The sequence below is a fragment of the Corynebacterium lipophiloflavum DSM 44291 genome (assembly GCF_000159635.1).
Classification (GTDB): domain Bacteria; phylum Actinomycetota; class Actinomycetes; order Mycobacteriales; family Mycobacteriaceae; genus Corynebacterium; species Corynebacterium lipophiloflavum.
The window spans coordinates 339,311-353,713 of record NZ_GG667192.1 but is presented as its reverse complement, the minus strand read 5'-3'; the positions used below and the strand labels follow the sequence as shown (position 1 = coordinate 353,713).

Here is a 14,403-nt window from a genome sequence, read left to right as displayed (position 1 = left end):
TGACACCAGGCGAGAGGTCGCAGGCACCCCAAACACCAGTGCCCCGGCGGAAGGTCGATGCACTCGCCGCCGTGACGAGTCGCTTAAGCTCGACTGTATGCTTTGAGCGCCGCCCGCCGGCGCACAAGCGACGACGAGTACCAGTTTTTCAGCACCACAGGGAGGTGGCCGTGGGTAGGCACAGCGCGCAACCGCACCACCCGGACGAAACCGCCTCCTCCAGCGAGGTCACTCTCGATCGCATCGTTGCCGCCCTCGACGGTCTGGGCCTTACCCCCATGCACCACCCCGACCGCCCGGACCGCGCCGTCGTGCCTGCGTACGCGTTTGTCAGCACGGTGTGGATCTCCTACGACAAGCCTCTGATGCTGGTGGCGGATTTCGCCGAGCGCGTGCCCATGGAGTTTGAGCGCTCGGCGGAGCTGGCTGACTTCATCAACGAATGGAACCGTGACAGGGTCGGGCCGACCGCCTCCTACAGGCTGATGGACTCCGGCGACCTCGCCGTGAGCCTGCGCGCTGGGGTGCGCACGAGGTGCGGGCTGACGGACGAGCAACTCATGGCCGAGCTTGCCGACGCCTTCGAGCACGCCGCGGCCTTTTTCACCCAGCTGCGACAGCGCTTTCTGCCGGTAGAGTTTGACCACCCGTTACCGCCGGCGCTGGCCCGCGCACAGGACGCCGATGTACTTTTGGGCCGCCACCCCTCCGAACGCCACCTGCCGCGCGGCGAGCACCGGCAGTTTTCCGACATCCACGACGTGCCTGATGTCTACGACAACGTCGACGACGAGTTTGTTGAGCCCGTCGATCTGGGATCGTTAACGGATACGTTGGATATGCTCGACTTCACCTACGACTTCCCCGTCGAGGACCTCATCACCACTGGGGTCAATTCCATCGCTTTCGCAGTCTGCATCGATGCCGGCGAGTATGCCCGGGTCACCGCGATGTGGGATACCGGCTTGCGCAGCGAGGATGAGTTTCTCGCCTTGTGGCTGGTCTGCAACGATCTCAACGAGCAGTCCGCGGGCCTGCGCGCGTACCTGCTCGACCTCGACGGCGACCTGCACCTGCACGTGGAAACAACCTGCCTCGTCTCCCAGGGCTTGTCCCCCGCGCAAAGGCACAACTACGTGATCTCGTCTTTTGTCTCCATTCTCGGCGCGGTCGACCAGATCAGCACCCAAGTCAAGGGCGCGTCGGCGGTTCACTGGCCAGGGCGGGCTGAAGGCTAACGGGCGGCGCTTCGCGCAGGGGGGCCTGCAGCTCGGCGGCGATCGTGAGCAAGTAAAACATCAAGGCCGCAACGAACGGTCCGGACAGCCAGCCCACGCCCGGGTCCAGCGGAGGCACAACGCTGAATCCTGCGCCATCCACAAGCGTTGCGTCGTGCGGCGAGGGGTGGGCACAAGCAGCCGACCAGCTGCCGAAGGTGTGCACTGCAAAAGCCGCTGCGCCCGCGCACGCAATCACCCAGAACAGCGCGCGCACCCCCACCAAACCGCGCGCGAAAGCGAAGCTCGCGATGACCAACCCAAGGACGGCGCTGACCAGGACAAACCCGCCGAGCGAGGCAAACTCCACGCTGGGCGGGCTGGCCACCTCATCGACGACGTACGAGCCCTCGCTCAAGGAGCCGACATAGCCGGGCCGCGTCAGACCCCACACGGCCCCGGCGACAGAGCCGAGGCCCAAGGAAAGCGCGAGGATGCCCGCCGCCGCGCCGGCGCCGGTGGAAAACCTCATTAATTGCAGAGCTTCCAGCGCCCGTCTTCGCGTTCGAAGATCAGGGTCTGCTCCTCGGTGCCGTTCTGGTTGGTCACGGTCGCGGTTGCGGAGGCCCGGTTGCCGTCCACCTTGGCGTCGGTAAGCGAAACTGTGCTCTGCGGCACCGTAACTGCCTGGCCGGCCTGGGCCTGCAGGCGCGCCGCCTGCTCAATCTGATCCAAGGTGTAGCCGGAGCGGTTCATCTCCTCCTGCACCGGCTCCGTCACCTTGCGGCAGGAGTTTTCCATGAGCACGCGGGTCCACTTCTCCGGGCTCGGTGGGTTGAGCGCCGCGTGCATCGTCTGCTCCATTTGCTGCTTGTCGGCGTCGGAGGCCTGCGTGCCGCCCTGCAGTGGTTGCTGGGTCGGCGGCGTGAAGTTCGGGTCCTCGAACGGGTTAGTCAGGGCCGCACCGCCGGCCGCGGGGGCCTGGGCGTTCGCACCCGCGGAGTCTGCCGCCGACTGCGCGGCAGACGACTCAGCAGGGCTGGGCTCCGTGGCCTCGGTCGTACCGGAGGGCGCAACACTCTGCGTGGTCGCGGAAGTGACCGTCGAGGTGGAGGAGGCGACGTCGGCGGCTTCTTCCTCGGAGCCGCAGGCTGTGAGCGAGATGGACAAGGTGGCCAATGCGACGGTTATCGCGGCCACCTTCGGGGAACCGGATGAAAACTTCACTGCTACAACTCTCCTCGGAAAAAATGCATTGTGTGGCCGTTTATGGCTTTTGTGGCTTTGTCAATACTAACAATGTAATGCTTAGTGGGCTGTGGGCCTCTAGTGACAGTAGTTTGAGAACTTGCTGTGAGAATCACGGTACGGTACGGTGCTGGGTAATGTCATAAGGCATGCATTCGTCGTTGTCGCGGGAGTCGATTAGCCGCCAGGGCTTGAAGATCCTCGACGAATACGGCCTGGCAGATGTGACCATGCGCCGCGTCGCCTCCTCCCTCGGGGTCGCCCCCGGCGCGCTGTACTGGCACATCAGCAACAAGCAGGAACTTATCGCCGGCATTGCCGCGCTGATCGTCGCCCCGCTTGTCGACGCCCCGCCTGCCGACGCACCCACCCCCGCCGCGCTGTGCGCCGCGTTGCGCGCCACCCTTCTACGGCACCGCGACGGCGCGGAGGTGGTCACCACCGCGATGAGCCAGCCGGGGTCCACGGTGGCGCGCGAGCTCACCCGCATCATGCGTGAGGCCATCGCGCGGGAGCTGGTGGAAGCGCGGCGTGAGGCGTCGACAAGCAATGTGCACTCGGTGGCCGATGGGCTGCTGTACATGACCCTCGGCGCGACGGGCGTCCACCAGGCCGCCGCGCAGCTCGCTGAGGCGACCGGCGCGACCACAACCGACGCCGCGGATACCACCGACGTCGCCGCCGCGATTTCGCTGCTGCTCAAGGGCCTGCGCGACGGAAGCGATCCGGCACCGACAACACCCTGAGCGCCCCACCGCTTCCGCTGCCCGACCCGCACCGCGCGAGCAACGGCGGCGACTGCGATACGATTGGCTCCCATGACTGACGAGAACGTTGTGGTGTGGCCCGGTTCGGCCTACCCCCTTGGATCGACCTACGACGGAGCCGGCACCAACTTCGCGATCTTTTCGGCTGTCGCCGACAAAGTCGAGCTGTGCCTGATTGACAAACAGGGTGTGGAAACGCGCGTCGCTCTCGAAGAAGTGGACAACTTTGTGTGGCACGCGTACTTGCCCGGTGTCACGCCCGGACAGCGCTACGGCTACCGCGTCCACGGCCCCTGGGACCCGCACAACGGCAAGCGCTGCGACCCCTCCAAGTTGCTCGTCGACCCCTACGCCCGCGCCTTCGCCGGCGAGTTCGACCAGGACTCTTCCCTGTTCTCCTACGACATCCACGCCGAGGAACCCGGCACCGGCCGCAACGAGGAAGACTCGCTCGGCCACACGATGCTCTCGGTCGTGATCAACCCCTTCTTCGACTGGGGCGACGATCGTTCCCCGCGCATCCCGGACGAGGAAACCGTGATCTACGAGTGCCACGTCAAAGGCATGACGCAAACCCACCCCGACGTGCCCGAAAGCCTGCGCGGCACCTATGCCGGCATGGCGCACCCGGCTGTGATCGACTACCTGAAAGACCTCGGGGTAACCTCCGTCGAGCTTTTGCCCGTCCACCAGTTCCTGCAGGACGACCGCCTGCGCGACCTCGGCCTGCGCAACTACTGGGGCTACAACACCTTCGGGTTCTTCGCACCCCAGCAGGACTACGCGGCTTCGGAGAAGCCGAGCGACGTCGTCGCCGAGTTCAAGGGCATGGTCCGCGCCTACCACGAAGCCGGCATGGAGGTCATCCTCGACGTGGTCTACAACCACACCGCCGAGGGCAACCACCTGGGCCCCACCATCGCGTTCCGCGGCATCGACAACGAGGCCTACTACCGGCTTGTCGACGGCGACAAATTCCACTACATGGATTACACGGGCACCGGCAACTCCTTTAACGTGCGCGACCCGCACTCCTTGCAGCTGATCATGGATTCGCTGCGCTACTGGGTCTCCGAGATGCACGTCGACGGCTTCCGCTTCGACCTCGCCTCCACCCTGGCCCGCGAGTTCTCCGACGTCGACCGCCTGGCCACGTTCTTCGACCTGGTGCAGCAGGACCCGATCGTCTCCCAGGTCAAGCTCATCGCCGAGCCCTGGGACGTCGGTGAAAACGGCTACCAGGTGGGCAACTTCCCGGCGTTGTGGAGCGAGTGGAACGGCAAGTACCGCGACACCATGCGCGACTTCTGGCGCGGTGAGGCCTCCACGCTGGGTGAGTTCGCCTCGCGGCTGACCGGCTCCTCCGACCTCTACCAGCACAACGGGCGCCGCCCGACGGCCTCTATCAACTTCATCACCGCCCACGACGGGTTCACCCTCAACGATCTGGTCTCCTACAACGACAAGCACAACGAGGCCAACATGGAGGATTCCCGCGACGGCGAGAGCCACAATCGCTCGTGGAACTGCGGCGTGGAGGGCCCAACGGATGATCCGGAGATTTTGCAGCTGCGTGCCCAGCAGCGACGCAACTTCCTGACCACCCTTCTGCTGTCCCAGGGCACCCCGATGATCGCCCACGGCGACGAGTTCGCGCGCACCCAGGGCGGCAACAACAACGTCTACTGCCAGGACAACGAGATCGCCTGGATGAACTGGGACCGCCTCGACGAGGCGGAGGAGCTGCACGACTTCACGCGCCGCTTGATCGCGATTCGCAAGCAGCACCCCGTTTTCCGCCGGCGCCGCTTCCTCGAGGGTGGCGCGCTGGGCAACGACGTGGTCGACCGTGAGATCGCGTGGCTGGTTCCTTCGGGCAAGCTGATGAAGCGCGAGGACTGGGACTTCGCCTTTGGCAAGGCGCTGATGGTCTACCTCAACGGCAACGCGATTACGGAGCCGGATCGCCGCGGCCAGCGCGTCTCCGACGATTCGTTCATCCTCATGTTTAACGCGCACTTCGAGGCCATTGAGTTCACGTTGCCGGACAAGTGGCTGGGTTCGAAGTGGGAGGTGCTCATCGACACCACCGAGCCACTGGGCTACCCGGTGGACAAGGAGGCGCTCGACGCGGGAGCGACCATCAGCGTTCCGGCGCGTTCCACGGTCGTGCTCAAGCAGATTGAGCCCCCGGTGCTCGACTCCGACAACGAGCACGCTGAGGTTGCTCCCTAAAATCTCGGCGAAGGAGAGTTACGTGTCCCAGGTTCATTCAGGTTCAGCCCTTGACGCGCGCGGTGTCACGGTAACGGTGGACGGCACTGCGCTCGTGCTCAGCCCGACGCCGCTGGAGGCGTCGTTAAGCGGCTCGAGCGAGCCAGTGCGTATCGACGCCACCTCCATCACAAAGCTCAACGTCAGCGACGCGGATGCCTGGAGCGGCGGGGTGTGCGGCATTGTAACCCCCGAGCGCACGCACGAGTTGTCCTTCTTCCCTGGCGATGTCCACGCCCCGGCGCGTTTGCGCGAGCTTGTCGACACCGCCGCACGCGGCGAGGCCGCCAGCGCGCGCATCGCGGGATTCGACTTCGTCGGCTTCGACGTGGAAACGGCCAACCCGGCGTGGGGCTCGATCTGCCAGATCGGCCTCGTGCGCGTCATCGATGGCCGAGAGGTCGAGCGTGTGACCTGGCTGTGCACTCCCCCGCCGGGCTTGGATGAGTTCGACCCCTCAAACGTAGCGATCCACGGCATCTCCGCCGAGACTGTTGAAGGATCGCCGCCTGCCGCGCAGCGCATCGACGAACTGGTCGAGTTCGTCGGCGAACTGCCCGTGGTGGCGCACAACGCGCAGTTCGACGCCACCGCCCTGCGCGAAGCCTGCCGCGCCGTTGGGCGCGACATTCCGAACATCATGTTCGCCTGCACGCTCGCGCAGTCGCGCGCGGCGAAGCTGAAGGTGCAAAACCATCGCCTGCCCACGCTCGCCGAGCACTTCGGCGTGCAGCTTGAGAAGCATCACGACGCCGGTGAAGACGCCGCGGCGTGCGCAGGGATCTTGGTGGGTCTCGCCCGCGATGCCGGCCACGAGGGAAGCGTGATGAGCTTCGTCCACGCCACTGGGTTCACACTCGGCGTGATCAACGACGAGCGCGTCACACCCGTGCTGCGCGACCGCTCCGGTACGGCGCGGGCGCTGCAGGCTGCTTCACGCGACGGCGCCGCCGTCACCCCGCGCGGCAGTAACCAGCACGAATCACCCGCGCCCGAGCAAGAGAAACAGGAAGAAACCCCGCGCCGCGGGCCCGCTCCCTGGCAGTCCGTTGCCACCCCGGACACCATCCCGGAACCCGACCCGCAGGCCGATCCGAATTCACCGCTTTACGGCCACAACGTCACGCTCACCGGCGAGTTCGAGCCCTTCGACAAGGGACAACTGTGGTCCGGCATCGCCGCCCAAGGCGCGCAGGTGGGCAAGAACGTGACCAAGAAGACGACGATTCTTATCACCGGCGAATGGGCCACGATGACCTCGAAGGAAAAGCGCGCCCGCGAGCTGATGGACAAGGGCCAGGACATTCAGATCTGGTCGGCTGAGCAGTTGCTTGATGCCCTGGGGCTCAACGAGCAGCCGCCGTTTTAGGGAACCGAACCCGTCGCGCGGCAGTCTAATACTGTATGACTGCCGCGATGAGCGCCCTGTCCATCCCCCGCTCAACCCCCGTGCCCTGCGCACTGACGCCCCGCCTCCTGCGCCGGGCCGCACTGCCCGGCGCAGCCGGCTCGACAGCGGGATGGTCGAGCGGCGAGTTCTCCGCCAGCACCGCCTTTGTCACTCTCTCACCCGAGCTGGTGTGCGTGTTCGCGGATCACACCGGCCGGCCCGCCAGCCACCAGAGAATCGGGGAGATGGGCCGCAGCGTCACCGGAGTGTGGAACTCCGCGGCGCGCGGTGTGATGGACGAAGCCGTGCGCGACGGGCAGGTGGAAATCTGGGTCAGGGACGCCACCTTAGTCCTCGGCCCAGACGTTCCGCGCGGCTTCCAACTGCGCGATGACCACCTCGTTCCCACAACGTGGCTGACCCACCCCAAGCTATTTACCATCCTGGATTCGCACTTCACCCAGGTATTGCGTCCGCGCTTCGGCCTGACCTACGTCACCCGCGACTACCGCGAACTGTTTGTCTTCGACGCGCTCGCGAGCTCGTTCGCCAGGCGGTTCACCTCGGCGTGCGTAATGCGCTACTCCATCGGCTTCCCCCTTGTGGAAAACAGCGCCCACCCTGCCGCCCGGTAAAAAATGATTACGCTGGAACGGGCACGTACGACTTAGGAAAGCACGACAAGATCTATTTCTCAGGAGCCCTATTGCGACGCCCGATCACATCCACCTACCGCCTCCAGCTGCGCGGACCCCACGCCGACCCCACGGGGCGCCGGTACGGGTTCGCGGAGGCCGCGGAGCAGATTCCGTACCTGCGCACGCTCGGTGTTTCGCACCTGTACCTCTCCCCGATCTTCACGGCAGTCAAGGAATCCAACCACAACTACGACGTGACGGACCCCACCGTGGTCAACCCGGAACTCGGCGGCATCTCCGGCCTGCGCGAGCTCGCCGCGGCTGCCCACGACGCGGGCCTGGGCATCGTCGTGGACATCGTCCCCAACCACCTCGGCGTGGAAACACCGCTTCTGAACAAGTGGTGGTGGGACGTGTTGAAGCGCGGCCGGGGCTCGGAGTACGAGTCCTATTTCGACATCGACTGGCACGAGGACAACGGCGCCGGCGGCAGGCTCGGCTTGCCCGTTTTGGGGGCGGAGGGCGACGAGGACAAGTTCGAGCTCGTCCACCTCGACGAGATCGACGAGGATGTGTTGAAGTACTACGACAAGTACTTCCCGCTCGACCCGGACAGCTATGGCTCGCTTGACGACGACCCCCTCGACGTCTATGCCAAACAGCACTATCGTCTGATGTTTTGGCGCGACGGCGTGATTTCGTACCGCCGCTTCTTCTCCGTCAACGGCCTGGCCGGAATCCGCCAGGAAGATCCTCTGGTGTTCGAGCAAACCCACCGGGTTCTGCGCCAGCTCATCGCCGAGGACTTGATCGACGGTGTGCGCGTGGACCACCCAGACGGGCTGGCGGACCCCTTCGGGTACCTCACCCGCCTGCGCGGACTGATTGGCGACGACCGCTGGCTCGTGGTGGAAAAGATCCTCGGCGTCAACGAGCCGCTTGACCCGCGCCTCGCCGTCGACGGCACGACCGGCTACGACGCGATGCGCGAGTTCGACGGGGTGTTCATCTCCCGGGAGGCCGAGGACTCGCTGAGCATGCTGGCCATGCAGCAGTCGGGCTCGACCTGGGACGAGGCGGCCATTTCCGCAGCGGAGCACCAGCTCAAGCGCGACGTCGCCTCATCCGAGCTGGGCGCGGAGATTCAGCGTTTGACCCGCGCGATTCGCCGCGACAATTTCTCCACCGCCGGCTCCACGGTCTCCGACGAGGACCTGCGCTCCACCGTGGTCGAGCTTGTCGCGGCCATTCCGGTGTACCGCGCTGACTACATCTCCTTGTCGCGCATCACCTCCTCGGTGGTCGCCGAGATGGCGCGCCGCTTCCCGTCCCGTCGCGACGCGCTGGATCTGATCACTGCAGCGCTTTTGGCCAACAGCGAGGCCAAGACCCGCTTCGCCCAGGTGTGCGGCGCAGTGATGGCCAAGGGCGTCGAAGACACCCTGTTCTACCGCGCGAGCCGCCTCGTCGCTCTGCAGGAAGTCGGCGGCGCACCCGGCCGGTTCGGTGTGTCCGCGGCCGAGTTCCACCTCCTGCAGCAGGAGCGCGCGAACCTGTGGCCGCACGCAATGACCTCGCTGACGACGCACGACACGAAGCGCACCGAGGACACCCGCGCCCGGATTATCGAGATCACCGAGGTCGCGAACGATTTCGCGGAGCTGGTGCGTCAGGTGGGCGCGATCGTACCGGCTCCCGATACGGCCACGGCGCACTTCATCATCCAGAACCTGCTCGGCGTGTGGCCGCACGACGGGGAGATCACCGCATCGCTGCGCGCTCGCCTGCACGACTACGCGATCAAGGCGGTGCGCGAAGCCGGGGTGAAGACCAGCTGGTTCGACCAGGATGAAACGTTCGAGCAGGCCATCACCGACTGGATCGACGCGCTGCTTTCCGGCCCGGTGACCTCCGCGATCACGCAGTTCGCCTCGCGTTTGCACAGCGGCGCGATCCAGGTCTCGCTGGGCCGCAAGATGCTCCAGCTCATCGGCCCCGGCATCCCGGACACCTACCAGGGCCAGGAGTACTTCGACCTCTCGCTTGTCGATCCCGACAACCGGCGCTTCGTCGACTACACGCAGCGCGCGCAAACCCTGGAGCAGTACCTCGACTTCAAGGGCGGCGCCGATCGCTCACTGGCAACGTACCTGGCGCTCGGCGCCGACTCCACCGACGCTGCCGGATCCGCCGAATCCAGCGAGTCGCCGTCGTCTCCTGCTCTCTACCCGCATTTGCCGGAGATCATCGACCGCGCGAAGCAGGCCGTCGTCCGCGAGGCGCTGATGCTGCGCCGGGAGTACCCGGACGTGTTCCTGGCCGGCGAGCACCAGCCCGTCTTCGGGGTGGGCGAGGCGGAATCGCACCTCGTGGGCCTCGCACGCGGCGATGGAGACGTGCACGGCGCGGCGGGACTGTCCGTCATCGCGCTGGCGACGCGCCGCCCCCTGCTCCTGGAAAGTCGCGGCGGCTGGGGCGACACCACCGTGACCCTGCCGGAGGGCAGCTGGGTAGATCGCGTGTCGGGCCGCACCTTCGAGGGCACCGTACCTGTCGCCGAGGTGCTCGAGGTGCTTCCCACCGCCTTGTTGGTTTCGCGCCGACTGATCAACTCTGTGGCGCTGTAAACCAGTTATCCTTGGCCCCGTGAAAAACGAGCGCAGCGGGAAGAAGCGCAAACCCTCCGACGACACGATCGCCCGGCTCGGGTCGACCTACCACGCCTGGGTGGCCGCGCACCCGGACGCCGCCACGGCGTTCCAGCAGGCGCTCGTGGAGCTGCTCGGCGACGCCGGCGTGAACTTCGACCGCGTCGACGTCCGCATCAAGTCGTGGCCTTCGCTCAAAGCCAAGGCCCGCAAGCAGCGCGACGGCGTCTATGTCTACCCCGACCCCTGGAGCGACATCCGCGACGTCGTCGGGGCGCGCATCACCGTACTGCACTCCACGGAAATTCCGGCGGCGCTGACGCTTTTGGCGGACGAGTTCGAGGTGCTGCGCAGCGTCGATAAGGCCCAGGAGACTCGCATCGCTGGCGGCTTCGGGTACGGCTCGCACCACGTGGTGCTGCGGGTGACGGACAGTACGGAAAACCTAGAGTCGTACGCGGGCACGCAATTCGAGGTGCAAATCCGCACCGTGCTGCAGCACGCGTGGGCCGAATTCGAGCACGACATCCGCTACAAGCGCTCCGGGGAGGACCCCGACCCGCAGATCGACCGCGCGTTCACCCTCGCCGCCGGGCTCATCGAGCTCGCCGACCAGCAATTCGACCAAATCGCGAGCATCAACAACCCCCACCACTTCGTGGACACGGGAGTCGATGCCGAGCTCGCGCCGGAAACACTGCCCGGCGTGCTCACGGTACTCCTGGGTAGCCGCTTTCCCCTATCGCGCCCGGGCGACTACCGCTTCCTCATGGAGCTTCTGCGCGCCCACGACATCGAGGCCGTGTCCCAACTTGCAGAGCTGGTCAACGCCGCCGACCTGGAGGCCGTCAGCGGCGCGATGAAGTACGCATTCGTGCCCGGGCAGGTGCGCATCATCGACGATGTCCTGCTTAACCGTTTTGCCACCGAGCACATCGCGCGCACCGCGGAGCTGGGAAACCGCCCGAAACTGCGCCGCGACCGCCTGGGCACGCGTTTGGCCGCATTGCGCGCTGGCCGCGGGTAGCAGTTTGTCCTTCAACCTAAACCCGCACGCCTCAACCTGCGCCGAGTTTAGGCGGAACACCCGCACTCTTACCCGTCCGAGTTGAGGTGGAAGCGAACGCTAGAACCCGCGGAGCCGATCGATGGCGCGGCGATCCTTCTTTGTCGGACGGCCGGCACCGCGGTCACGCACAGGCAGCGTGGCAAAGATGTCGCGCGGCGGCGGGGGCGGCGACTTGTCAACGTACATCGTGCGCGCCACCGGAGCCCCGACCCGCTTGCGCACCGTGCCCGTGACCTCGAACTCCAGGTAGCGGTGGTCCTTCCAGACCCGGATGTGGTCGCCCGGAACCACTTGGGCAGAAGGCTTGGCTGACACCCCGCCGAGCTTGACATGCCCGGCGCGCACCGCTTCGGCCGATTGCGAGCGAGTCTTGAAAATGCGCACCGCCCACAGCCACACGTCGAGGCGGACGGGTGCACCGTCGGGTTCCGTCATGGGCGCCTTTTAGAAGTTGTCCTTGTGGTTGACGATTTTCTGCACCTTGTTGTAGTTCACAAACCCGCCGACCACGCCGATGATCAGGCCGAGGATGAGGATGGTGAAGGAAAACGGCGAGCCGAGGAGGAAACCGAGCGCGACGCCTCCGACCACGCCGCCGCCCGCAAAGGCGATGGCGTTGCGGGAGTAGCGGCGTACGGCCTGCTTGCGCGCTTCGATCGGGTTGTTGGGGCGGGGCTGCAAAGTCATGGCTCTTAAGTCTAGCCACGCGCGGTTGCTTCCACCCACTGGTGGCCGACGCTGCGCGTGATGGCGGTTCCGTGGGTGGCGGCGGCGAGGATGGCGTCGACACGCTCGCGCTGCCCGGGGGTGAACGCGAGGGTGTATTCCGCGAGGCTGCCGTAGGTGACGTCGGCGATGTCGATGCCGGCGTGGCGCAGCTCGGCCTCGATGCGCCCGGCATCGGCGTGCGGCAGCGCCACGGTGGCCAGCTCGGCGACGTGGCGCCGCACCCTGGGGACGTGGGTCAACGCTTCGGATACGGCGTTGGAGTAGGCGTGCACGAGCCCTCCGGCACCGAGCTTGACGCCGCCGAAGTATCTTGTCACCACCGCCGCGATGTCGCGCATGCCGGTGCCGCGCAGCACGTCGAGCATCGGGGTGCCCGCGGTCCCGGAGGGCTCGCCGTCGTCGGAGGAGCGCTCGATCGGGTTGGCCGCCGCCCCGTCGACGATGCAGGCGAAGCAGTGGTGGCGCGCATCGGGGTATGCGGCGCGCGCGGCGTCGACAAGGGCGCGCGCGGCGGCCTCATCGCTGGCGCGGGCGATCCAGGCGATGAAGCGCGAGCGTTTAATCTCGAGCTCTGCGGTAACCGGGTCGCCTTCGGCGGGGAGGTCGTATGGGAGCGGAGTAGTTGACATGGTTGCCTTTGATGTTACTACTGTGGGTTTCATGGCTTCTGTCGAAATGTTCGAGGTGTGGGCCCCGTTCGCCCACGATGTCCGCCTGCTTGTCGACGGCGCCGAGCATCTCATGTCAAGGGACGACACGCGCACCGGGTGGTGGGTTCTCGACCCGGCCGTCGTGACCCCGCGCGATGGCCAACGGTACGCGTTTCGCCTGTTCGACGGCACGGATTGGTCAAAGCCGCTGCCGGATCCGCGCAGCCGCGCCCAGCCCGACGGCGTGCACGGCACCTCGCAGGTCGTCGGTGCCGACTTCGACTGGACCGACGAGTCGTGGTCCGGACTGCACCTTCGCGGCCAGCTCATCTATGAGCTGCACGTCGGCACGTTTACGGACGCCGGGACGTTTGAGGGGGTCGTCGACAAGCTTGATTACCTGCTCGGCCTCGGCGTGACCACCATCGAGCTGATGCCGGTGCAGCCGTTCGGCGGAATGCGCAACTGGGGCTACGACGGGGTCGAGTGGTTCGCAGTGCAGGACTCCTACGGCGGGCCCAAGGGGCTAAAAAAGCTTGTCGACGCCGCCCACAACAAAGGCATCGCCGTGATCTTGGACGTGGTTTACAACCACTTCGGGCCCGACGGGAACTACAACGGCTCCTTCGGCCCCTACACCACCGCCGGGCACACCGACTGGGGCGATGTGGTCAACCTCTCCGGCCCCGGCTCCGACGAGGTGCGCGCCTACATCCTCGACGCTGTGCGCCAGTGGCTCGACGAGTTCCACCTCGATGGGTTGCGCCTCGACGCGGTGCACGCCTACGACGACAGGCGGGCGTTTTCCATCATGGAGGAAATCCGCCGCGTCTCCGACTCTGTGGCGGAAGCAACCGGGGTGCCACGCACGATCATCGGCGAGACAGACCAAAACGACCCCCGCATTGTCAACGACGAGTCCGTCGGCGGTTACGGCCTGAGCGCGCAGTGGCTTGACGACGTCCACCACTGCGTCCACACCCTGGTTAGCGGGGAGCGCCAGGCGTACTACGTGGACTTCGGCACGGTGGACATCCTCGCGGACACCCTGCGCTACGCGTACCGCTTCCGCGACACGTGGTCCGAGTACCGGCGGCGCACGCACGGGCGCCCCCTGGACCTCGACGCAATCGGGCCGTGGCGCATGATCACCTACACAACCACCCACGACCAAACCGGTAACCGGGCCGCGGGTGATCGCCCCTCGCAGTACCTCTCCCCCGCCCAGCAGGTGCTGAAGGCGGCCGTTGTGTTGTGCTCGCCGTTTACCCCGATGCTGTTTATGGGCGAAGAGTTCGGCGCCCGCACGCCGTTTCCGTTCTTCTGCTCGCACACCGACGAGGAACTCAACCGGCTCACCCGCGAGGGCCGCTTCCACGAGTTCGCCCGGCTGGGGTGGGACCCGGAGGACGTGCCCGACCCCTCAGCCCCGGCAACCTTCGAGTCGGCTCGCCTGAAGTGGGAGTTCGACCGCGACCAGGACGAAATCTTCGAGGCCTACCAAGCTCTCATCGGCCTGCGCGAACGCTACGGCTTCGCCCGCGACGACCTGCGGGAGATGACGGTGGACAATTCCGAGACCTGGCTGACCATGAGCTACGACTCCCCCGTGCCCGTGGTCCTCGCCTGCAATTTCAGCGACGCCCCCGTCACCGTGCCCGTCGGCGGTGAATTGGTGTACTCGTTTACCAACCCGCAGGTCACCGCAGACTCTACGACATTGGAACCCTGGGGGTTTGCACTGCTCGAGCGCGCGGTGTAGGGGTTTTCTCC

At 66.1% G+C, this 14,403-nt stretch carries 13 protein-coding genes; 8 read left to right on the top strand and 5 right to left on the bottom strand.

The features are described from left to right. The first annotated feature begins 170 nt into the window (after positions 1-170). Positions 171-1,238 carry a YbjN domain-containing protein gene (locus tag HMPREF0298_RS04795; protein ID WP_245527444.1) on the top strand — a complete coding sequence of 356 codons (1,068 nt, stop codon included), beginning with the start codon at positions 171-173 and terminating at the stop codon, positions 1,236-1,238. On the opposite strand, the gene HMPREF0298_RS11570 is transcribed toward HMPREF0298_RS04795, so the two are convergent. Both HMPREF0298_RS11570 and HMPREF0298_RS04785 read right to left on the bottom strand, forming a co-directional pair. Beyond that, the gene (locus HMPREF0298_RS11570; protein WP_006839988.1) at positions 1,192-1,749 is read right to left on the bottom strand and encodes a hypothetical protein; all 558 of its coding nucleotides are present in this window, start codon (positions 1,747-1,749) and stop codon (positions 1,192-1,194) included. The two genes, HMPREF0298_RS04795 and HMPREF0298_RS11570, sit on opposite strands and share 47 nt — an antisense overlap. Continuing rightward, complete coding sequence (locus HMPREF0298_RS04785; RefSeq protein ID WP_040422509.1) at positions 1,749-2,444, bottom strand: nuclear transport factor 2 family protein; 696 nt, start codon at positions 2,442-2,444, stop codon at positions 1,749-1,751. The genes HMPREF0298_RS11570 and HMPREF0298_RS04785 overlap by 1 nt, the downstream gene beginning before the upstream one ends. A 170-nt stretch (positions 2,445-2,614) precedes the next feature. Between HMPREF0298_RS04785 and HMPREF0298_RS04780 the strand changes: the two genes are divergently transcribed. The 6 genes from HMPREF0298_RS04780 to HMPREF0298_RS04755 all read left to right on the top strand — a co-directional run bounded on the left by HMPREF0298_RS04780 (position 2,615) and on the right by HMPREF0298_RS04755 (position 11,209). Continuing rightward, positions 2,615-3,211 (top strand): TetR/AcrR family transcriptional regulator, encoded by a 597-nt coding sequence (locus HMPREF0298_RS04780; RefSeq protein WP_006839986.1) that lies wholly within the window; start codon positions 2,615-2,617, stop codon positions 3,209-3,211. 72 nt (positions 3,212-3,283) lie between these two features. Then, positions 3,284-5,467 carry a glycogen debranching protein GlgX gene (glgX, locus tag HMPREF0298_RS04775; RefSeq protein ID WP_006839985.1) on the top strand — a complete coding sequence of 728 codons (2,184 nt, stop codon included), beginning with the start codon at positions 3,284-3,286 and terminating at the stop codon, positions 5,465-5,467. Between the two features lie 22 nt (positions 5,468-5,489). Then, a complete protein-coding gene (locus HMPREF0298_RS04770) occupies positions 5,490-6,875 on the top strand; it encodes a 3'-5' exonuclease (RefSeq protein WP_040422507.1) in 1,386 nt (461 codons plus the stop codon). Between the two features lie 35 nt (positions 6,876-6,910). Beyond that, complete coding sequence (locus HMPREF0298_RS04765; protein ID WP_006839983.1) at positions 6,911-7,531, top strand: hypothetical protein; 621 nt, start codon at positions 6,911-6,913, stop codon at positions 7,529-7,531. A gap of 71 nt (positions 7,532-7,602) precedes the next feature. Further along, positions 7,603-10,161 (top strand): malto-oligosyltrehalose synthase, encoded by a 2,559-nt coding sequence (gene treY, locus HMPREF0298_RS04760; protein ID WP_006839982.1) that lies wholly within the window; start codon positions 7,603-7,605, stop codon positions 10,159-10,161. 19 nt (positions 10,162-10,180) lie between these two features. Next, the gene (locus HMPREF0298_RS04755) at positions 10,181-11,209 is read left to right on the top strand and encodes a GTP pyrophosphokinase (protein ID WP_006839981.1); all 1,029 of its coding nucleotides are present in this window, start codon (positions 10,181-10,183) and stop codon (positions 11,207-11,209) included. A 99-nt stretch (positions 11,210-11,308) separates the two neighbouring features. Here HMPREF0298_RS04755 and HMPREF0298_RS04750 read toward each other — a convergent pair whose 3' ends face one another. From HMPREF0298_RS04750 to HMPREF0298_RS04740, 3 genes are read right to left on the bottom strand one after another with little or no spacing between them, the layout of a single operon-like run. Beyond that, on the bottom strand, positions 11,309-11,686 hold the full coding sequence (locus tag HMPREF0298_RS04750; RefSeq protein ID WP_006839980.1) for an RNA-binding S4 domain-containing protein: 378 nt from the start codon (positions 11,684-11,686) through the stop codon (positions 11,309-11,311). A 9-nt stretch (positions 11,687-11,695) separates the two neighbouring features. Beyond that, positions 11,696-11,938: a hypothetical protein gene (locus HMPREF0298_RS04745; protein WP_006839979.1), complete on the bottom strand. Its 243-nt coding sequence runs from the start codon at positions 11,936-11,938 to the stop codon at positions 11,696-11,698. Between the two features lie 11 nt (positions 11,939-11,949). Further along, the gene (locus HMPREF0298_RS04740) at positions 11,950-12,609 is read right to left on the bottom strand and encodes an IMPACT family protein (protein WP_006839978.1); all 660 of its coding nucleotides are present in this window, start codon (positions 12,607-12,609) and stop codon (positions 11,950-11,952) included. A 31-nt stretch (positions 12,610-12,640) separates the two neighbouring features. On the opposite strand from HMPREF0298_RS04740, the gene treZ reads away from it, so the two are divergent. Further along, complete coding sequence (gene treZ, locus HMPREF0298_RS04735; protein ID WP_040422691.1) at positions 12,641-14,392, top strand: malto-oligosyltrehalose trehalohydrolase; 1,752 nt, start codon at positions 12,641-12,643, stop codon at positions 14,390-14,392. Positions 14,393-14,403 lie beyond the last annotated feature (11 nt).

What these genes read in the sequence shown, in the direction of transcription:
- HMPREF0298_RS04780 (WP_006839986.1), top strand. Translation starts at nt 2,615, where the DNA reads ATGCATTCGTCGTTGTCGCGGGAGTCGATTAGCCGCCAGGGCTTGAAG.
- glgX (WP_006839985.1), top strand. Translation starts at nt 3,284, where the DNA reads ATGACTGACGAGAACGTTGTGGTGTGGCCCGGTTCGGCCTACCCCCTT.
- treZ (WP_040422691.1), top strand. Translation starts at nt 12,641, where the DNA reads ATGGCTTCTGTCGAAATGTTCGAGGTGTGGGCCCCGTTCGCCCACGAT.
- HMPREF0298_RS04765 (WP_006839983.1), top strand. Translation starts at nt 6,911, where the DNA reads ATGACTGCCGCGATGAGCGCCCTGTCCATCCCCCGCTCAACCCCCGTG.
- HMPREF0298_RS11570 (WP_006839988.1), bottom strand. Translation starts at nt 1,749, where the DNA reads ATGAGGTTTTCCACCGGCGCCGGCGCGGCGGCGGGCATCCTCGCGCTT.
- HMPREF0298_RS04745 (WP_006839979.1), bottom strand. Translation starts at nt 11,938, where the DNA reads ATGACTTTGCAGCCCCGCCCCAACAACCCGATCGAAGCGCGCAAGCAG.
- HMPREF0298_RS04740 (WP_006839978.1), bottom strand. Translation starts at nt 12,609, where the DNA reads ATGTCAACTACTCCGCTCCCATACGACCTCCCCGCCGAAGGCGACCCG.
- HMPREF0298_RS04750 (WP_006839980.1), bottom strand. Translation starts at nt 11,686, where the DNA reads ATGACGGAACCCGACGGTGCACCCGTCCGCCTCGACGTGTGGCTGTGG.